General features: G+C 66.7%; 17 protein-coding genes and 3 pseudogenes. 7 read left to right on the top strand and 13 right to left on the bottom strand.

Annotated elements, in window-relative coordinates:
- Positions 1–100 precede the first annotated feature (100 nt).
- From VTU_RS26555 to VTU_RS0108365, 3 genes are all read left to right on the top strand, one after another.
- Entirely contained in the window at positions 101–970 is an 870-nt protein-coding gene (locus tag VTU_RS26555) for an inositol monophosphatase family protein (protein ID WP_050809462.1), read from the top strand.
- 159 nt (positions 971–1,129) lie between these two features.
- Positions 1,130–1,396, top strand: a complete 267-nt coding sequence (locus VTU_RS0108370) for an antitoxin (protein ID WP_029554209.1) — start codon at positions 1,130–1,132, stop codon at positions 1,394–1,396.
- Positions 1,397–1,404: 8 nt separating this feature from the next.
- Positions 1,405–1,809, top strand: a complete 405-nt coding sequence (locus tag VTU_RS0108365) for a type II toxin-antitoxin system VapC family toxin (protein ID WP_236610679.1) — start codon at positions 1,405–1,407, stop codon at positions 1,807–1,809.
- A 30-nt stretch (positions 1,810–1,839) separates the two neighbouring features.
- Here the strand turns inward: VTU_RS0108365 and VTU_RS0108360 are convergent, their stop codons facing one another.
- The 8 genes and pseudogenes from VTU_RS0108360 to VTU_RS0108330 all read right to left on the bottom strand — a co-directional run bounded on the left by VTU_RS0108360 (position 1,840) and on the right by VTU_RS0108330 (position 10,767).
- Positions 1,840–3,243 (bottom strand): PAS domain-containing protein, encoded by a 1,404-nt coding sequence (locus VTU_RS0108360; protein ID WP_010103184.1) that lies wholly within the window; start codon positions 3,241–3,243, stop codon positions 1,840–1,842.
- An 82-nt stretch (positions 3,244–3,325) separates the two neighbouring features.
- Positions 3,326–4,902 (bottom strand): annotated as a pseudogene (locus VTU_RS35845) (putative bifunctional diguanylate cyclase/phosphodiesterase).
- Between the two features lie 183 nt (positions 4,903–5,085).
- A pseudogene (locus tag VTU_RS35840) lies at positions 5,086–5,757 on the bottom strand (PAS domain-containing protein); the annotation flags it as partial.
- Between the two features lie 481 nt (positions 5,758–6,238).
- A complete protein-coding gene (locus VTU_RS0108350) occupies positions 6,239–7,183 on the bottom strand; it encodes a nucleotidyl transferase AbiEii/AbiGii toxin family protein (RefSeq protein WP_010103182.1) in 945 nt (314 codons plus the stop codon).
- A complete protein-coding gene (locus VTU_RS0108345; protein ID WP_010103180.1) occupies positions 7,176–7,787 on the bottom strand; it encodes a hypothetical protein in 612 nt (203 codons plus the stop codon). Before VTU_RS0108345 ends, VTU_RS0108350 begins: the two co-directional genes overlap by 8 nt.
- Before the next feature lie 104 nt (positions 7,788–7,891).
- Positions 7,892–9,142, bottom strand: coding sequence for a CaiB/BaiF CoA transferase family protein (locus VTU_RS0108340; protein WP_010103179.1), 1,251 nt, complete (start codon positions 9,140–9,142; stop codon positions 7,892–7,894).
- A 66-nt stretch (positions 9,143–9,208) separates the two neighbouring features.
- Positions 9,209–9,988 (bottom strand): IclR family transcriptional regulator, encoded by a 780-nt coding sequence (locus tag VTU_RS0108335; protein ID WP_010103178.1) that lies wholly within the window; start codon positions 9,986–9,988, stop codon positions 9,209–9,211.
- Positions 9,985–10,767, bottom strand: coding sequence for an IclR family transcriptional regulator (locus tag VTU_RS0108330; protein WP_010103177.1), 783 nt, complete (start codon positions 10,765–10,767; stop codon positions 9,985–9,987). The genes VTU_RS0108335 and VTU_RS0108330 overlap by 4 nt, the downstream gene beginning before the upstream one ends.
- 190 nt (positions 10,768–10,957) lie before the next feature.
- On the opposite strand from VTU_RS0108330, the gene VTU_RS0108325 reads away from it, so the two are divergent.
- From VTU_RS0108325 to VTU_RS0108315, 3 genes are read left to right on the top strand one after another with little or no spacing between them, the layout of a single operon-like run.
- Positions 10,958–11,923 (top strand): Bug family tripartite tricarboxylate transporter substrate binding protein, encoded by a 966-nt coding sequence (locus VTU_RS0108325; RefSeq protein WP_010103176.1) that lies wholly within the window; start codon positions 10,958–10,960, stop codon positions 11,921–11,923.
- 45 nt (positions 11,924–11,968) lie between these two features.
- Positions 11,969–13,129, top strand: a complete 1,161-nt coding sequence (locus tag VTU_RS0108320) for an acyl-CoA dehydrogenase family protein (protein ID WP_010103175.1) — start codon at positions 11,969–11,971, stop codon at positions 13,127–13,129.
- 9 nt (positions 13,130–13,138) lie between these two features.
- Entirely contained in the window at positions 13,139–14,302 is a 1,164-nt protein-coding gene (locus VTU_RS0108315) for an acyl-CoA dehydrogenase family protein (protein WP_010103173.1), read from the top strand.
- Between the two features lie 163 nt (positions 14,303–14,465).
- On the opposite strand, the gene VTU_RS0108310 is transcribed toward VTU_RS0108315, so the two are convergent.
- From VTU_RS0108310 to VTU_RS0108290, 5 genes and pseudogenes are all read right to left on the bottom strand, one after another.
- Positions 14,466–15,080 (bottom strand): GntR family transcriptional regulator, encoded by a 615-nt coding sequence (locus VTU_RS0108310; RefSeq protein WP_236610677.1) that lies wholly within the window; start codon positions 15,078–15,080, stop codon positions 14,466–14,468.
- Between the two features lie 165 nt (positions 15,081–15,245).
- Positions 15,246–15,490 (bottom strand): annotated as a pseudogene (locus tag VTU_RS0108305) (dihydropyrimidinase); the annotation flags it as partial.
- A gap of 28 nt (positions 15,491–15,518) precedes the next feature.
- On the bottom strand, positions 15,519–16,238 hold the full coding sequence (locus tag VTU_RS0108300) for an amino acid ABC transporter permease (protein ID WP_010103167.1): 720 nt from the start codon (positions 16,236–16,238) through the stop codon (positions 15,519–15,521).
- 40 nt (positions 16,239–16,278) lie between these two features.
- Positions 16,279–17,109: an ABC transporter substrate-binding protein gene (locus VTU_RS0108295; RefSeq protein WP_010103165.1), complete on the bottom strand. Its 831-nt coding sequence runs from the start codon at positions 17,107–17,109 to the stop codon at positions 16,279–16,281.
- Between the two features lie 82 nt (positions 17,110–17,191).
- A complete protein-coding gene (locus VTU_RS0108290) occupies positions 17,192–18,088 on the bottom strand; it encodes a dihydrodipicolinate synthase family protein (protein ID WP_010103162.1) in 897 nt (298 codons plus the stop codon).
- A gap of 103 nt (positions 18,089–18,191) precedes the next feature.
- On the opposite strand from VTU_RS0108290, the gene VTU_RS0108285 reads away from it, so the two are divergent.
- The coding region (locus VTU_RS0108285; protein WP_010103160.1) for a 2Fe-2S iron-sulfur cluster-binding protein at positions 18,192–19,292 on the top strand (1,101 nt) is incomplete at its 3' end.

Genomic DNA, 19,292 nt, shown 5'->3' with positions numbered 1-19,292 from the left:
CAACCGGATGTGCCGCAGACGGAGGAAGTAGAATCCGGGCCCGATTGTCGTCCACGATCCATCCGCTTGGCATGCACGGACGCCCTACCCCATTCCCATGATGTCCCCACACCTGCACCCCATGCTCAACGTGGCCATCAAGGCCGCACGCGCCGCCGGCGCCATCATCAACCGCGGGGCGCTGGACGTGGAATCGGTGCGCATCTCGCAAAAGCAGATCAACGACTACGTCACCGAAGTCGATCAGGCTGCGGAAAAAATCATTATCGAAACGCTGCTCGCGGCCTACCCCGGCCACGGCATCCTGGCCGAGGAGTCGGGCCGGGAACTCGGCGCCAAGGATTCGGAATGCGTCTGGATCATCGACCCGCTGGACGGCACGACCAATTTCATCCACGGCTTTCCCGTGTACTGCGTGAGCATCGCGCTGGCCGTGAAGGGCCGGGTCGAGCAGGCCGTGGTCTACGACCCCACGCGCAACGACCTGTTCACGGCCACCCGGGGCCGCGGCGCGTACATGAACGAACGCCGCATCCGCGTGAGCCGGCGCACCCGGCTCGAGGAATGCCTCATCGGCACCGGCTTCCCGTACCGCCCGGGCGACGACATCGAGAGCTACCTGGGAATGATGAACGAGGTGCTGCGGCGCACCGCCGGCCTGCGCCGCCCCGGCGCTGCGGCGCTGGACCTGGCTTACGTGGCGGCGGGCTTTACCGATGGCTTCTTTGAAACCGGCCTGGCGATCTGGGACATGGCCGCGGGCTCGCTCTTGGTCACCGAAGCCGGCGGCCTGGTGGGCAATTTCACGGGCGAGGCCGACTTTCTGGAGCGGCGCGAGTGCCTGGCCGGCGCCCCGCGCATCTACGGCCAACTGGTGCCGATCCTCTGCAAGTACAGCCAGTTTGCCAAGGCCGCCGACAAGGCCGCCGTGCCGCAAGAACCCGCCAAGGGCGAAGGCGCGCCGTTCTGACGCGGAAATCCATCCGGACAGATTCCCTGCTGCTTCGTCGAGGCCGCTTTCGTCGCCGTCCTGGTCCTCGCCCTTGATGTCACCGCTTGACCGCCTGGCGCAACATATATACATTGATACCTACACGAGGGAATCCCCAGACGTCCGATGGAGCGCAGCATGCAACAGTCCACCGCAAAACTATTTGCCACGGGCGGCAGCCAGGCCGTGCGCCTGCCCGCCGAATTCCGCTTCGAGGGCAACACCGAGGTCTACATCCGCCGCGACAAAAGCACCGGCGACGTCATCCTGTCCACGCACTCGCCCGTGGACTGGGGCGCATTCATGCAGCTGCGCGAGGAGTTGGCTCCGGTGCCCGAAGACTTCCTGCTCGACCGCGGGCAGGGCACGCAGCAGCGCGACCCCTTCGATGACTGGAAGGAATGACGCGGTACATGCTGGACACCAACGCGGCGAGCGAGGCGGTGCGCGGGCATCCCGCGTTCGATACGCGCCTGCAGGCGCTGGCGCCAGGCCAGTGGTGCATTTCGGCGCTGACCTGCTCGGAGCTCCGTTTCGGCTTGGCAAAGAAACCTGCGGCCGTGCGGCTGCACCGCCTCGTCAACGAATTCCTGCGCATCGCGCCCATCCTGCCCTGGGACGCCAAGGCGGCGAACCGGCACGGCGAGCTGCGCGCGAACTTGCAGGCGCAGGGCCTGCCGATCGGGGATTTTGACGAAATGATCGCGGCGCACGCGCTGGCGATCGGCGCCGTGCTGGTCACCGACAACGTCCGGCACTTTTCGCGCGTTCCTGGCCTCATGCTCGAAAACTGGTTGCGCTCCGGGCCGGAGTATTGACCGCGCGGGAGCCAACGACAAAGACCCCGTTTACGGGACCCCGGGGCGCCGTTTCTGGCGCGCCGCGACCCGCTCGGGTACCTCCGCGTGCAGGCCCACGATGCCGATGCGCCGGCCCCGCCGGTCGAACACCGGCAACAGCGTGGCCTCGTCGTGGTAGATGCTGCCGTCCTTGCGGCGGTTCACGAAACGGCCCCGCCAGGACTGGCCCGTGAGCAGCGTAGACCACATCGTCTGATAGGTCTGCGCGCAGGTCTGGCCGCTGGCCAGCAGCGACGGCTTTCTGCCCCGCACTTCCGCGAGCGTGTACCCGGTGTTGCGCTCGTACTGCGAGTTGACCCACTCGATGCAGCCGTCGCCGTCGGTAATGACCACGGACACCGGGCTGCTCTGCAGCGCGGTACCCAGCAGCCAAAAGCGCTCCAGCACGGTGGCCACGCGCGCCCGGCTGCGCAGCAGATCGAGCAGCAGCCCCCCGGGCAGGAGCAGCAGCAAGAACGCCACGCCCCCGACCTGCACACGCTGGCCAAGCGCCATCAGGGCGCTGATATCGTCGAGCACGACCAACTGCCACGGCCCTGCCGGGTCGTCCCAGTCGATTCCGCGGCGCTCCACCGCGTAAGCCACGCCGTTGAGGACGACCTCGCCCGCATCCGGCGCAAACGGCAATGCCGAGGCCACGCCGTTGTCGAAATGCAGACCGAAGCGGCGCGATTCCCGCAGCGCGTCGATGCGCTCCTGCGTGAGCGGTGGCGCCAGCGCGAACTGCCATTCGGGGCGCGTGGAGGCCAAGACCACGCCCTGCGGCGACAACAGCACGGCGGGCAGGCCCTGGCGCCTGAGCAGTCCGTCGAAGAACTCAAAGCCCGCCTTGAACAGCACCACGCCGATGATGGCGCTCAACGGCGTATCTGCCTCGTACAGCGGCGCCGCGTAGTACAAGGCGCGCTCCTGCGGATGGCTGCCGACGGCGGCGTGCACACCGACGGCGCCGCGCATGGCCTGCTCGAAGTACGGCTGTAGCGCGAGGATCTGCCCCGTGGACCGCTCCCCCGCCGTCTCATGCGCCACGACCACGCCGTCACCGGACAGCACATACACACCGTGCACCGGAAACCTTCCCCGCGCCAGCGCCAAGCGGGCCAGCGCTCCGGGGTCGTCCGGCGCCAGCCGGCCCTGGGCCAGGTCCTTGAGCAGGGGCTCGTTCAGGCCGAGCAGCGACACGGCGCCCAAGAGGTCGCCGCTGGCCCCCTGATTGCGCAGCGCATCGACCGTCTGCTGCAACAACCGCGCGCGTTCGGCCCCACGCTCGTTGCCCCGCCAGTGCATCGCCGCCTGCACGACCAGCCAGGCTCCCAGCAGCGCGCAACCGAACACCAGCAGCAGACCGCGCACACCCGGGGGGTTGCGCTCGAACAGCTTGTCAAAAAACATTCCCGCCGCGGCGCCCGGGACCGGTTCCCCTTCTTTCGCGGAGCGGCCCCGCGGCTGCGCAGCTGCGGCCGGATGAAGCACCTCAGCACGTGGGGTAGAAAAAAGCATCGATATCCTCCACCGGCCCCGCCCGTCCGAACAAATACCCCTGGAACGCCTCGCAGCCATGCCGCCGCAGGAACGACAGCTGCCCCGTCGTCTCCACCCCTTCGGCCACCACCTGCAGATCCAGGCTCTTGGCCAGCGTCAGGATCGTGCGCACGATCGCCGCGTCGTTCGGATTTGCCAGCACCTCGCGCACGAAGCTCTGGTCGATTTTCACCTGATCGAGCGGCAGGCGTTTGAGGTAGCTCAGCGAGGAATAGCCCGTGCCAAAGTCGTCCAACGCAAAGCCCACGCCCTCGTTCTTGAGCTGCCCCATGCGCGCGATGGTGTCCTCAATGTCTCCCAGCAGCAGGCTTTCGGTGAGTTCCAGCTTGAGTTTACGCGGATCCGCACCGTGGTTTTTGAGGGTCTGCAGTACCTGCGCCACGAAGCCCGGCTGCCGAAACTGCCGCGCGCTGACGTTCACCGAGATGCTCAGCGCGGCGGTGTCGGGGTGCCGGCCCCAGCGCTGCAACTGCGCGCAGGCGTGCTGCAGCACGTATTGGCCCAGCGGGAAGATGAGCCCGGTCTGCTCGGCCAGGGGGATGAACTCGCCGGGGCCGATCATGCCGCGCCGGGGTGGCGCCAGCGCACCAGGGCTTCGGCCCCGATGAGCCGGGCGTGGCGATCGACCACGGGCTGGTAGTACACCAGCAGTTCCGCCCGGGCCAACCCCTGGCGCAGCTCGGCCTCCAGGTGCGAGCGGGCGTTCACCGCGGCCTGCATGTCGGGGTCGAAAAAGCGCAGCGTATTGCGGCCCGCGGCCTTCGCCTGGTACATCGCCAGGTCGGCCCTTTTGAGCAGCTCATCGACCGCCAGGCGCTCGTCGCCGAACAGGGTGACGCCGATGCTCGGCGTGCTGTAGTACTGCTGACCGTCCAGATCGAAGGGCTGGTTCAGGCTGGCCAGGAGTTTTTCCGCAACCGTCTCGGCCTGCGTGGCGGCGTTTGGCAGCTCGGGCGCCAGGCCCTGGAGCATGACGACGAATTCGTCGCCGCCAAAACGCGCCACGGTGTCGGCTTCGCGCACGCTGCCCACCAGCCGCGCAGCGACCTGCGACAGCAACTGGTCGCCCATGTCGTGGCCCAGGGTGTCGTTCAGATCCTTGAAGTTGTCCAAATCGATGAATAGCAGCGCACCCAGCGCGCGCGTGCGCAGGCTGGTGACAATGGCGCGCTGCAAGCGGTCCAGCAGCAGGCGGCGGTTGGGCAGGCCCGTGAGCGCGTCGTAGAACGCCAGCCGCTCGATCTCCTGCTCCGCGCGCTTGCGTTCCGTGATGTCCATGGTGAAGCCGTGCGAGACCACCGAGCCATCGGGTTCGCGGTGCGGGACGGCGTTCGTCATGTGCCAGCGCACCGTGCCGTCGGGCATGCGCACGCGGTACTCGCACTGCCAGGGCACCAGCCTGCGCACCGACACGATGGCCGAGCGCCGCAGCTGCGGCCGGTCTTCGGCGAGCACGCGGAGCATGAGCACGCCGTGGTCGGCCGTGACCTCCTGCGGCTCCACGCCCATGAATTCGCGCACCGCGTCGCTGATGTACTGCACGCTGGCGGCGCCGTCGCAATGCAGGCGGAACTCATAGATGAAGCCGGGAATGCGGCTGGCAATGCGCTGAATGAACAACAGCTGCTCGCGCAACTGCTCCGCGGCCCGGTGCTCATCCGTCACATCCTGCACCACGCCCATGACGACCTGCACCCCATCACGCGGCAGCGCGCGCTGCACGCGCGAGCGCATCCAGCGCACCACGCCGTCGGGGCGGCGCCAGCGGTACTCCACGTCCAGGCCCTTGCCGCTTTCGCGCAGCTGGCTGAACACATGGCGGTCTTCGGGCAGGATGCCGCTGACGGCGCGCTCGGAGTCAACCCATTCCTGCTGCTCGAAACCCGCGATCTCGCACAGACCGGGGGACCACAGCAGCACCGTCTCCCCCGGGTCTTCGATGCGGCGCCAATGGCCCGTGCGCGCCAGGCTCTCCGTGGTATTGAAGACCTCCGTCTGCTCCCTGAGCTCGCGGCGCACCTCTTCCAGGGAACGTTCGGACGCCGCAAGCGCGGCGCGCAGGGCTTCGGCCTCGCCGGCGTCGCGCACCGTGACCATGATCGAGTCATCCGCGACGCGGCGCGCCGTCAGGTCCCAGGCCAGCAGCAGCCGACCGGGCTCGCGCACCACCTGGCGGCATTCCAGCGGCGCGCCCACGCGCACCACACCGAGCAACTGATTCATCAGGGGAGTATCTGCGAGCAGGTCGAACACCTCGCTCGCGTCCACCCCCGGGGTGCGCACCGCCCCCAGGCCGGGCATGCGCCGCGCCGCGGCATTCGCCGCCAGCAGCCGCAAGCGCCCGTCCTGCAACCGGAACTCCATCAACGCCACAGGAACCGCATCCGCCAAAGCCTGCAAACGCGCCTGCGCCATGGGCCCCATAAGGTCCTCGCCGGCAGGGGCGGGAGGGTCGGTCAACAGTTCGGACGTCATCGTGGTCGCTCCGAAACTTCAGGAGGGAAGGGGCCGGCACACCGGGCCATGGCGCACACCAGCGCGCGAGCATACATCCAACACCGGGGGCTGCCAAAACGCAGGCGGGAAGCCAAACCCGTGGCAATGGCCCGGGGGCAAACTACTACGGTTTTACGCTCCATTTGCCCCATTTCTGCCGCCGCCTGCACGTCCGCCCCGCGCGAACACCACCCCCCATTGTGCAGGCAGGCATGGCGCCCCTCAGCCCGAAAAGAGCAATTTTCTGTTTGCCGACAACGCTTTGTAACTACTTAGTTCCCCTCGCCGTAGCGGGGCGTGCCCGTTGACGCCAGAAGACCTCGGACGGCGATCTGCCTGCGTTCCCCTCTCACATGACATCAATGTGTTGATGGATCCTGTCCACCAGCATCACGAAGTCCGGCTGCCCCTGGTAGTACAGCGCGGCTGTCTTGCGGTATTCCTGAGCAAAGCGCTGGCGCTGATCGGCGTCGGCCAGCACGAAAGCAGGATTGCGGGCAATGGCCTGTTCGTCGCCGGCTCGGAACCGTTGCGCCTTGCGCTTCTGGTAGGCAGGCGTCCTCATGAAGGCCTGAACCTCCTCCAGTCCCAGCAGGCAATACACGTCGTAGTAGTGCCGCAGGAAGTTGGCGGGGAACGCCAGGGCTTCGTCCAGTCGGCGGTACTTGGTGGATATCGTCTGCAGCTTCTCGACGAAGGTGTGCGTGAGGGCATAGCACGATACGGCCACTGCACGGTTGTCCCCCACTGCCACCCCACGCTCCATGGCGACATCCAACGCCCACGACGAGATCGTGACCGGCCGATTCGGGGTGGTGTCATCGAACCCGAGTTCCAGCAGGATGCCATTCCTGACACCAGCTAGCGCAGGAACACGCGGTGCGTAAACCAAGCGAATGCCGGCACTGCGCATCTTGTCGTCGTCGAATTGCGTATCGCGCTCCACACTGTCGATACCCGGGATGTGGATGCGTGTTGCCAGCGCGTCGTAGTACGCACGCCGCGATTCGACATGCGCAGGTTTGTCCTGGTTGCGCCCCGTCTTCACCTCCATGCCATCGGGCGGTTCAATACGGATGTCGATGTCTTCGGAGAAGCGGTGGATGACACCGAACCCCTTCGACAAGGACGTGCCACCCTTCAGCTCAAACTGAAAGCCCCGGGCTTGAAGGCCCCACAGGCAATGCATGATCCAGTAGTCCTTCTCGACCAGCACGGGATCGAGGCCGCGCTCGTCTGCGACCACTGCCAGCAGTTGATCGAAGTCCCGTCGTTCGTGCAGGAACTCAGCCACCCGCCCACTCCCGCAGGCGCTTGCGCGTGGCCACGCTGCCAAAGCTGTCGGCTGCGCGCTGCAGACGGGTGGGATCGAATGAAGGCAGTTTGCTACGCGCCAGGCGCAAGACCGCATCACGGTCCTCCGCCAGTTCGTCCAGGTTGTTCAGCAGGTCCACGTACAGGAATTCCGGCGTCAGCTTCCTGGGGAAGCGCGGCTTCATTCGGAAATCGAACTGCCGGTTGCCAAGCTTGAAGACGCCGTGGCGCTTGTGGTTGTAGACCAGAGTGCGGTTGTAGAGCTGGGTCGTACCCAGACCCACGGCGTTGTAAGCCGAGGGAGAGAACACCAGGAAATCCTTGTCGCGCAGGAACCCACCCACCACTTGCTCATCGGCCGGTGGCAGCGGACCAAAACTGGACTGTTTCGGTGCGTGGTACAGGCCTTGGGCAAGCTTCTTCAGCTTTCCGCTAGCCACCAGTTCGCGCAGATGCCGATCCACCGCCGTGGACAGGCGTGCGAGATCCTCCCGCCGGTAAACGCGCCCAGCTTGCAGTTCGCCTGCGAAATGCGCAGCAGCGCCTCGCAAAGAGGCAGCAGGAGATTGGACGGCGGCAGGCATGGCTAATTTCTCATTGAAATTCCATGCATTTTAGCGCCACTCGGCGCCTTCTCTCCTCGCGCTGAAATAGATACGCTCGGGCCCACTGCGCTCGAACGCCAGCTTCAGATCACCCCGTCGTGTTGGAGCGTGTCCAACGCTTCGCTTCCAAGGCCCAAAGCCCCGTAAACCTCCGCGTTGTGTTCGCCGGCTGCCGGCCCGGTGCGCGGCGCTGTGGGCTTGAACCCGGAAAAGCGCGGCACGATGGCGGGGGCCGGCAGGGATCCGAGCTCAGGGTCGGGCAAGCGGATGATGGCTTCGCGGGCAATGAAATGCGGATCTGCGATCACGTCATCGACCGCATAGACCTTGCTGTAAGGCACGCCGCCATGGGTCAACGATTCGGCTAGTTCTGCCAGTGTTCGGGACGCGCACCACCGGGCGACGATCGCGTCGATTTCTTCGATGTTTCGAACCCGGTCAGGGGTGGTGGCAAAGCGCGGGTCGTCCGCGAGCTCCGGCTGGCCCATGGCCTGGCAGATGCGCTGGAAGATGGGATCGGACGATCCCACCAACGTCACCCAATGATCGTCGGCCGTGCGGTACATGTTGGAAGGCGCGGTGTAGGTGGCCCGGCTGCCGGAGCGGCTGCGGGTCTGCCCGAGCATCTCGTGCTCGACAGGCAGCGCCTCGAGCAACCGGAACATGGCCTCCGTCGCCGCGAGGTCGATCTCGCGGCCTGGTGCGTCGGGATGGCGATGGCGTTCCGCGATCGCGGTGGAGATGGAGAAGGCACCGAACAAGCCCGCGATGACGTCGCCGAGCGGGTAGTTCATGTGCTGCGGACTGCGGCCGCTTTCGCCGGTCAGGTGGGCGAAGCCGCTCATCGCCTCGAAGATGCGCGCGAAACCCGGGCGCTGCGCATAAGGGCCGGTCTGGCCGAAGCCCGTGACGCGCAGGATGATCAGCTTGGGGTTGACCGACCACAGTGTCGATGCATCCAGTCCCCACTTGTCGAGCGTGCCGGTGCGGAAGTTCTCGACAAGAACGTCGAAGGTCCGGATCAGCCGGAGGAACAGCGCACGGCCCTGCGGCTTGCGCACATCGAGCGACACCCCCTTCTTGCCGCGGTTCGAGACCTTCCAGAACAGCGCATGATCCGGCGTGCTCGGTGACAGCGAGCGCAGCGGGTCATTGCCTTGCGGCAGCTCAAGCTTGACGACCTCGGCCCCCATGTCGGCACACAGGGACGCCGAAAACGGCGCTGCGATCACGGTTGCCATGTCCAAGATTCGGATGCCGGCCAGCGGCCCTTGCTGCGCAGCAGGCGGCGGCGTTTGCTCTGTGGCGGCGCTGGGGTGTGCTTCGGGTTGCATGACGCGAAGTCTGGTGGCGGGGGGGCCACTGCTGCAACCTGTGTTTCGATATCCTGAACGCGAGCGCTAGCGCAAACCCAGCGAGACTTCAATACTGTGCGCCAAGGTGAGGAGCCGCGGCGCGACGTCCCGGCGCATCTGCACAAAGCTGCCGCGCTTCGCCGCCACGGCGCAGTTCAACACGAACTGTGTGCCATCCACCAAGCCGTGCAGCGGCACGGCAAAGCCATGCCGATTCGGCTGCCAGTCCGCGCGCGCACTGCAAAAGCCTTCGCGCGCCAGTTCTTCCCGCGCCCGATCTGCCGCCGTGGCGTAACGCTCGAACTCGGTCGGCACGGCGACGCGTATCTGATTCAGCACCGACCGGCGGTCCTGCGGCGCAGCGCGCGCCAGCCAGGCGCGCCCGATGGCGGTGGCCAGCATGGGGAGCGGCGCGCCGATGTCGGGTATCAGGACGAAGTCTTCACTGTCCCGAGCGGTCTCCACGTACACCATGTGGATGCGGTGACGCAGGCCGAGCGAAACGGCGCCTTCGATCTCGCGCGCAAGGGTTTCCATCATCGGTCGGGCGACCGGTCGAATGCGCATGCTGGCCAGCAGGGGATGGCTCAGTCCAAGCACGGCCGCACCCAGCCGGTACTTCGCCGTGGCCGGATCACGTCGCAGATAGCCAAGCAGCACAAGCGTGTGCGTCAGGCGTGCGACCGCAGGTTTGGAGAGGCCCGTTCGTTCGGCGAAATCCTTGTTCCTCAGACTCGATTCGCCAGCATGAAAACACAGCAGCAAATCGATGCCGCGCGCAAGCGTTGTGGCGAACTGCCTGTCCTTGTTCTCGGTGTCGTTCACGGCACGGCCTCCAGATCGGCTTCCACGCTGCGCGCCATCGCCACGAGGCGAGGACCGATGCATTGCTCGAGTTGACGCGGCCCCAGCCGCACGGTGAGCACGCCGCAATTGAGGACCAGGGTTTCGCCGTCCTGCGGGATGCGGATCGGCACACCGACCGCCTGCACGTCGCTGCGCCACGCGCCGCGGGAAATGCAAAAGCCCTTGCGCTTCAGGTCGGTCTGCGCTTGGGCGAGGGCGGCTTCAAAGCGCTGCCTCTGGCCGGGTTCCGACGCTTCGATCTGCTCCAGTACCACGTCGCGCAAGCGCTGCAGCGTGTGCGCGAGCCAAGCGCGCCCCATGGCCGTGGGCAGCATGGGAACGGTCGCCCCGATGTCGGGCCGCCAGGCGCTCAGGTCGTGCCCGCGGCTGGTCTCGATATAGACCATGCGCGTGCGCTCGCGCATGCCCAGCGAGACCGAGCCGCCGACCTCCTCGGCCAGCTGCTTCATACGGGCCCGCGCGATCTGTCGGATGCGCAGGCTGGCCATCAGCGGGTAGCCGATGGTGAGTGCCGTGGAGCCCAGGCGATAGCGCCGCAGGTGCGCGTCGAAGACCAGCAGGCCGCGCGCCGCCAGGGTATAGGTGAGCCGCGAGATCGTCGCCTTCGATAACCCGGTGCGCTCCGACAGCTCCTTGTTGCCCAAGGCAGGGTCGCTGACGGTGAAGCAGTGCAGCACCTGCAGGCCGTGCTGCAGCGTGGTTGCAAAGTCGGGGTCGGGGTGGCGTGCGGCAGGCATGGGAAGGCGCGTATTGCTGGATGCTACGTCCGGCCCGGCGCGCTGGCGAGTGACGGCGTTCAAGATGGAGAAACACCGTTTTCCATATGTCTTGCCGCTGCGTAGTCTCCGGGACCTGATGCGATGCATTGCTGTCAGCAAGGTTCTGCAGCAACGCTGCCGTTCCCGAAGAAATCTACTGGAGACCCCCATGCGCAAAGTGTTCCTGTTCGCCGCCGCCTGTCTATTCGCAACGGCGCCCACCGTGCATGCGGAGCCGGCCTATCCGACCAAGCCGATCCGCCTCATCGTGCCGTTCGCGCCGGGAGGCTCCACGGACGTGCTGGCTCGCCTGCTGGCAGCGGCCCTGAGCCCCGAACTCGGACAGCCCGTGATCGTCGAGAACAAGGCGGGGGCTGGGGGCAACATCGGCGGCAACTACGTGGCCAAGTCGGCGCCCGACGGCTACACGCTGCTGATCGCTGCGGCGGGCCCGACGGTGATCAACCCGAGCCTTTACGCCAGGATGCCCTACGACCCCGCCAAGGACCTGCGCGCGGTGAGCTTGCTGATCCAGGAGCCCAACCTGATGGCGGTCAACCCGAAGATTCCGGCGAAGACCGTGCCCGAGTTCATCGCCTACGCCAAGTCCAGGCCGAACGAGGTCAGCTTCGGCTCGCCGGGCAACGGCAGCCCGGCGCACTTGGCCGGCGAATGGTTCAAGCAGCTCACGGGCACCACCATGGCCCACATCCCGTACAAGGGCACGGGCCCCGCGCTGAACGACCTGCTCGCCGGGCAAATCGCGATGATGATCGACAACATGCCGGCTCTGTGGCCGCACGTGCAGTCGGGCAAGCTCAGGGCGCTGGCGGTGTCCACGGACAAGCGGACCACAACCGCGCCCGACGTGCCGACCATCGCCGAGTCCGTCAAGGGCTTCAGTTTTGGCGCATGGAAGGGCCTGATGGCGCCGGCCGCCACGCCACCGGCCATCGTCGAGCGCTTGCACGCCGCCACGACCAAGGCACTGGAGACGCCCGAACTTCGCAAGCGCCTGATCGCCCTCGGCGCCGAGCCGGTCGGCAATACCCCGGCACAGTTCGCCGCAGTCATCGAGGCCGAGACGGCCTCGTGGGCTGCACTGGTCAAGTTGACCGGGGCCAGGCTGGACTGACCTGACCCGCTTTCGTCGCCCATTCCGTGAAGCAAGGAGCAATACATGCAACGTGCCCCCCAAGCGTTCGAGCAATTCCTGGGCAGCCTGCGCAATTACGTGCGTGAGCGGCTGGTGCCAAACGAAACGCGCGTTGCCGAGGCCGACGAGGTGCCCGCTGACCTGGTGGCCGACATGGCGGCTCAGGGTTTGTTCGGCTATTCGATTCCCGAGGCCTACGGCGGCGCGGGCATGACGACCGAAGAACTGGTGCTCGCGGCCATGGAGCTGTCGCAATGCGCAGTGGCATTCCGGGCTCGCGTCGGCACGAACACCGGCATCGGGTCCGAGGCCCTGGTGACCGACGGCACCGAAGCGCAGAAGCGGCGCTACCTGCCCCGGCTCGCCAGCGGTGAACTCACCGGAGCGTTCGCTCTGACCGAGCCGGAGGCGGGTTCGGACGCCGCGTCGCTGCGGACCCTGGCACGGCGCGACGGCGACCACTACGTGCTCAACGGCACCAAGTGCTTCATCACCAACGCCCCGATTGCCGGCCTGTTCACGGTGCTGGCGCGCACCGACCCCGACGACCTGTCGGCGCGCGGTGTCACGGCCTTCCTCGTCGAGCGCGGCATGCCCGGGCTCAGCACCGGCCCGGCCTACGGGAAGATGGGCCAGGCTGGCTCGCCGGTGTCCGAGGTGCACATGGCCGACTGCATCGTGCCCGCGGAGAACGTCATCGGCGGCCGCGAAGGCCAAGGGTTCAAGACGGCGATGAGGGTGCTGAACAAGCAGCGCATTCACCTGGCTGCCTTGTGCATCGGGCCGGCGATTCGCATGCTGCAGGATGCCGTGGCGTTCGTGGCCACGCGCAAGCAGTTCGGCCAAACGCTCTCGAGCTTCCAACTGGTCCAGGCCATGATCGCGGATAGCCAAACCGAGGTCCACGCGGCCCGGGCGCTGGTGCTGGACACCGCACGCAAGCGCGACGAGGGGATCGACGTGACGATGGAGGCATCGATCTGCAAGTATTTCGCGTCCGAGATGTGCGGCCGCGTGGCCGACCGCAGCGTGCAGATGCTGGGCGGCTACGGCTACATCGCCGATCACGGCATGGAGCGCTTCTACCGTGACGTGCGGCTGTTCCGGCTCTATGAGGGCACGAGCCAGATTCACCAACTCAACATCGCGAAACGCACGCTGGCGCAAGCCGGATACGGCGGCTGAGGAGGCAGCATGTTCGGCTACAGCGACCGGCTTGCGGCCCTGCGCGAGGCTGTTCAGCGCTTCGTCGAGGAAGAGGCCATCCCGCGCGAGTGCGCGGCGTTGGCGCACGACCTGGACGCACTGGAAACGACGACACGGCGATTGCGCGCCAAAGCCATGGAGGCCGGCATCTACGGACCGCAGCTTCCGGTGGCGTGGGGCGGCCTGGGCCTGTCCTGGCGCGATCGCTCGGTGATTCTCGAAGAGGCAGGTCGGAGCTTTCTGGCGCCTCTGGCCATGAACTGCGCACCGCCGGACCAGCCCAACATGATCAATCTGCTGACCGAAGGGTCGCCGGCGCAGCAGCAGCGCTACCTTGCGCCGCTGGCACGCGGTGAGACCAGGTCGTGTTTCGCGATGACCGAGCCCGAGCCAGGCGCGGGGTCCGACCCGTCGATGCTGCAAACGGTCGCCACGCGCTGCCCCGGCGGATGGGCGATCACCGGTCGCAAGTGGTTCATCAGCGGGGCGATCGGTGCCTCGTTCGCACTGGTGCTGGCCAAGACCGGCGACGGCGCAACGCTCTTCATCGTCGATGCCGACAACCCCGGCTACCGCGTGCTGAGAAACATCGCCAGCATCGACGGCTTCCAGATCGGCGGGCATGGCGAGATCGAGCTGAAGGACTGCGTCGTTGGCCATGACGCGGTGTTGGGCGAGGTGGGCAAGGGCTTCGCCTGCGCGCAGACGCGGCTCGAACCGGCGCGCCTGTCGCACTGCATGCGGTTCATCGGGCGCGCCTCGCGGGCGATGGCGCTGGCGCAGGATTACGCGAACCGGAGAAACTCGTTCGGGCAGCCGCTTGCGCAGTTGCAGCAGGTGCAGGCGATGGTGGCGGACTCGCATATCGACCTGCACGCAGCGCGCCTGATGACATGGCATGCTGCCGCGAAGCTCGACGCCAACGAAAGCGTCCAGCACGAATCCGCCATGGTCAAGGTGTTCGTGTCGGAGGCGGTGGGGCGGGTGGTGGATCGTGCCGCGCAGATCATGGGCGCACTCGGTATGTCCGAAGACTCCCCCGTCTCGATGATCCTGCGCGAGGCGCGGCCCTTGCGTGTCTACGATGGCGCGTCGGAGGTGCATCGTTCGACGCTGGCCCGCCGCGTCCTGAAAGAATCGCTGCGCCCTTGATGCGCATGCTCCGCAGGTTTGCGTTGGTGCGGATCAAGCTTGGGAAGCGCGCCCCCGATGGATGAGCGGTGGCAGCCCCACTGGGGTGCCCGGAGGCTGCCAAGACTTGGGTCAAGCGCTTCGCGATTTTGACCATGGCGTCCATCGCCAGAGCATCCGCGCTTTATTCGGTCAGGGCCCGTCTCACGTCTTCCTGCAGGCCGCGCAGGTGGTCGCGCATGGTCGCGCGTGCACGCTCCGCGTCCCGTGCACGCAGCGCGCGGATGATCTCGCCGTGCTCGTCGTGGTTCTCCGGCTGCCTGTGCAATGGGCTGTGCAAGCGGAACAGGCGCGCATTGACGCGCAGTTCCTCCACCAGCCGCGGAAACACCACGTTGCCGCTGGCCTTGGCTATGAGCAGGTGAAAGCGGTCGTCGAAATGCCAGTGCTCGGTCTCGCCATGCTCGCCGCCGCCAAGCGCCAGGATATCCGCTTCGAGTGTGTCGATCTCGGCGTCCGTGATCTTGCCGACGGCCAGCGCGATGGCTTCGCATTCGATCACCTCGCGCGCGCGCATGCAGTCGAAATACTCCTTGGTGCCAAGCGCACGCACGGCATAGGAACGCGCGTCGCGCCGCACCAGCAGCCCCTCGCCCGCCAGCCGGACCAGTGCTTCACGCATGGGTGTGCGCGAAATGCGCAGGTCTTCCGCCAGCCGCGCTTCCTGTAGCGGGCTACCGGCCGAAATCTGGCGGTCGAGGATGAGCGTGCGCAGTCGTTCGTAGGCCTGCTCGGCCAAACTGGCGGACCGCACCTCCAGGGGCGCAATCGTGATGGTGGCGGGCTGCGTGGGGCTGGGAAGGCTGGGCATGTGGAGAAGGGGCGAAGGCCACGTGAGGCCAAGGTGGATCTCGGGGGCGGGTGAGCTTAGCAGGGCTGCCTGGGGTAGCGCGACCCGCCGGCTTCAGATCCATTTGTCCAGCGGATTGCCGTCGTTCGGTGCACGCGGCCGCTGGCAGGGCAGCGCGAGACGGTGATGCCTGGCCAAGCGCCCAACTTCATGCCTTCGTACGGTGTGTAGTCAACGGCATGGTGGAGCATGCCGTTGGTGAGTCGCTTCTCCTGCCCCTGCGCGAATACGTCCCAGACCACGAAGTCGGCGTCGCTGCCGACGGCGATGCTGCCCTTGCGCGGGTACAGGCCAATCAGGTCGTAGGTGCTCATGAAGAAGTCTTCGCTAGCGCTGCTCGAGCGCGGGTTCGTCCGGCACCACCGGCGCGCGGGCATTGCCGTAGGCGCGGCCGTAGTGGCGCTCGATGCGTCGCTGGATGAAGTCCCAGGCCGTGGTCATCAACAGGTAGTAGATGGCCGCGACGATGAACAGCTCCAGCACCATGAACTTCTCCTGGATCAGCACCTGGGTGCGGCGCAGCAGTTCCTCCATCGAAATCACCGAGGTGATCGAGGTGGTCTTGAGCAGGCCGTTGATGCTGTTGCCCAGCGCCGGGACAATCAGGCGCATTGCCTGGGGCATCACGATGTAGCGCATGGTCTGCGCACTGCTGAAGCCGACAGCGCGCGCCGCGTTGGTCTGCCCGACAGGAATCGACTGGATTCCCCCGCGCACGATCTCAGCCAAGTAGGCGGCCTCGTTGAGGATCAGGCCCAGCAGCGCCGACCCAATCACCGACAGTTTCAGTCCGAGCTGGGGCAGGCCGGTGTAGATGATGATCAGTTGCACCAGTAGCGGCGTGCCGCGGAACACCCAGATGTAGAAGTGGGCCGGCACGACCACCCAGCGCCGGCTGGACAGGCGGGCCAAGGCCAACGCGCAGCCCATGACCAGTCCGCCCGCGATCGCCGCGAGCGTGAGCCATAGCGTGGTCACGGCGCCGCTGAGGATGTACGGATTGAACAGATAGTCGCTGAACCCCGACCAGCTCCAGCCTTGCCCCATAAACGTTCCTGCGTGTGTTCGATGGCGGCGACGCTGCGACTCAGCTCGCCGGGCCCTTGACGGTCACGATGCCGTCGATGGCCTTGACGCCGTACTGGTCGAACAACTTCTGGAAACTGCCGTCGGCCTTCATGTCGTTCATGACCTTGGCCATCGCGGCGGCCAGGTCCTTGTTGCGGGCGGCCAGCGAGACCGGGGTCGGGAACAGGCCGTGCAGCACGCGCTCGAAGTCGCCGCGCTTCTGGTATTCGGCGCCGGTCGAGTCGATCGACAAGGCCACCTCGACTTGGCCGGCACGCAGCGCCTGGAACGCCATGGCGAAGTTCTCGAAGGTGCGGATGGTCATGCCCTTCATCCCCTTGTCGGTGAGTTGCTTGTCGAGAGCGTGCGCCTTGCGCTCCTCGAAGCCGCCGAGTTCCACGCCGATGCTCTTGCCCGACAGGTCGTCGGGCCTGGCAATTTTCAGCGGGTTGCCCTTGGCGGTGCTGATGCTGATCGCCTGGTCCTCGTAGATGAGCATCTGCATCAGCTTGGCGCGCTCTTCCGTATAGAAGATGCCGGTGTTGATGACGTCCCAGCGGCCGGCCTGCAGGCCCGGGATCATGGCCGAGAACTCGATGCGCACGTATTCCGGCGTGAGGCACAGGCGCTTGGCGATCGCCTCGCCGAGTTCCACGCGCATGCCCTTGAGTGCGCCGGACTGGTCGACGAACTGCATCGGCGGCAGGGTCGGGTTGACCGACATGGTCAGCGTGCCTTTCTTGACGAGGACCGAGTCGGGCACGGGCGACTTGCACGCCTGGGCGTTCGCAGCGCCCGCGCAGAAGATGAGGAGTGCCGTTGCCGACGCGAGAGCGGGGAGCAGTTTCATGGGGTGGTCCTATGGGGAATGAACGAGGTGACGAAACGAGAAAAGCAGCACGCGGAGCGGGGGATGCGACGACGCCGACGCCTCAGGAGCGGATCGAGTCCAGGAGGTCAAGGCGAGCGAGCTCGCGGCGCAGGTCCGCGGCGTCGGCATCGGGCAGAGGCAAGCGCGGCGCGCGCGGCTTGCCGACCGGCAGGCCCATCATCGAGAGGCCGTCCTTCGAGGCCGCGACGTAGCGATGGCCGCCGACCCAGCGCACGATCGGCAGCATCTGCTTGTAGAGAGCCAGCGCTGCGGGCATGTCGCGCTCGTCGGCCACCAGTTCGAACAGGCGCGCCGACATCTTCGGAATGAGGTTGGAGCACACCGCCACCCACCCCTGGGCACCGAGCCAGAACGACTCGTAGCCGAGGATGCCCGCGAACACGGTCATGCGGTCGCCGCACAGATCGATGATGTCGCGCACGCGGGTGACATCGAGCGTCGATTCCTTGATGTACTTGCAGTTGTCGATGCGCGAGAGACGCGCCACCAGTTCGGGCCTGAGGTCGACGTTGGCGGTGGCCGGGTTGTTGTAGACCATGATCGGGATGCTGATCGCCTCGCCCACCTTGCGGTAGTGCTCGAACAGCTCGTCGTCGGTGGGAGCGCTGTAGAAGGGCGGGATGATCATGACGCCGTCGGCGCCCATGGTCTCGGCCTCGCGACTCAGCCGCACGCACTCGTCGGTCCACTCCGCGCCGGTGCCGATCAGCACGGGCACGCGTTTTGCTGCGGTGCTCACGCAGGTCTTGATCACCAACTGGCGCTCATCGGGCGTCAGCGACAGGAATTCCCCGGTGCTCCCCAGAGGAATCAGCCCGTGGATTCCCTCCTCGATTTGCCAGTTGACCAACTTCTTCAGCGCGGGCACGTCGATGTGCAGAGCATCGGAGGTCATGGGGGTGATGAGCACCGTGTAGGTGCCACGGAACGCTGTCATGGGCAGTCCTTGGAAAATCTGAATGACGGGATGTTCGTATACGTGTAGTATACGTATACATTTAACGCCGTCAACGCGGTTTTCCGCTTCCCCCGCACCTGTCATGAGCGCCAGACTGACCCACCCTTCCATCACCCCGGCCGGGCGCCCTGTGCGCTTTTGCTACGACGGGCAGCCCGTCGAGGGCCTGGAGGGTGAAACCATCGCGGCGGCACTGGCCGCCGGTGGCATCAAGGCGATGCGCCGCACGCGCAGCGGCCAGCGCCGGGGGCTCTATTGCGGCATGGGAGCGTGTTTCGACTGCCTCGTCACGGTTGACGGGCGGGCCAGCCAGCGCGCCTGCCTCACGAAGGTAGCCGACGCTCAGCAGGTGCGCTCCACCCAGCCGGCTGGTACCGCGGAAGATCCGCTGCAACCGCTCGTGCCCGAGGCCGACGCCGAACCCGTGCAGTGGCAGGTCGACGTGCTGGTCGTCGGCGCAGGGCCGGCCGGCCTCTCGGCGGCGCTTGCCGCGCGCCGCGCCGGTGCCGAGGTGCTGCTGCTCGACGAACGCCTGGAATCCGGCGGCCAGTTCTACAAGCCGCTCGCGACCTCGCACCGGGCGGCCACGCCAACCGACCGCCAGTTCGCGCAGGGGCTTGCGCTGGAGCGCGAAGTGCGCGGCGCCGGCGTCACGATCGTCCAGGGCGCGCAGGTGTGGGCCGCCTTTTCGCCGCGCGAGGTCGCAGCGCTCATCGACGGGCGTGCCCGCGTCATCCGTTGCCGCCAGCTCGTCATTGCCCCCGGCGCCTACGAGCGCCCAGTGCCTTTCCCGGGTTGGACCTTGCCTGGCGTGATGACCACCGGCGCCGCCCAGACGCTTGCGCGCGCCTACCGGGTCGCGCCGGGGCGCCGGGTGGTGATTGCCGGCAATGGGCCGCTCAACCTGCAACTGGCGGCGGAACTGCTCGCCGATGGCACCGAGGTGGTTGCCGTGCTGGAGTCGGCCGCGTGCCCGTCCTGGCACCAGTGGCGCCCGTTGCTCGCCGCGGCATACACCGCCCCCGACCTGCTGCGCGACGGCTGGCGCTTCCTGCGGCAGTTGCGCACGCACGCCGTGCCCGTGCTGTGGGGGCACACCGTCGTGGCCGCGGAAGGCAGGGCCGACGGCCCTGGCGGGCTACGCTCCGTGCAGGTGGCGCGGATCGATGCGCAGGGCCACGCG

Origin of the sequence: Verminephrobacter aporrectodeae subsp. tuberculatae At4 (assembly GCF_000193225.1) — a bacterium.
GTDB classification, from domain to species: domain Bacteria; phylum Pseudomonadota; class Gammaproteobacteria; order Burkholderiales; family Burkholderiaceae_C; genus Acidovorax; species Acidovorax aporrectodeae.
The sequence above is the reverse complement of the archived record's forward strand: the minus strand, read 5'-3'. Positions and strand labels throughout refer to the sequence as shown.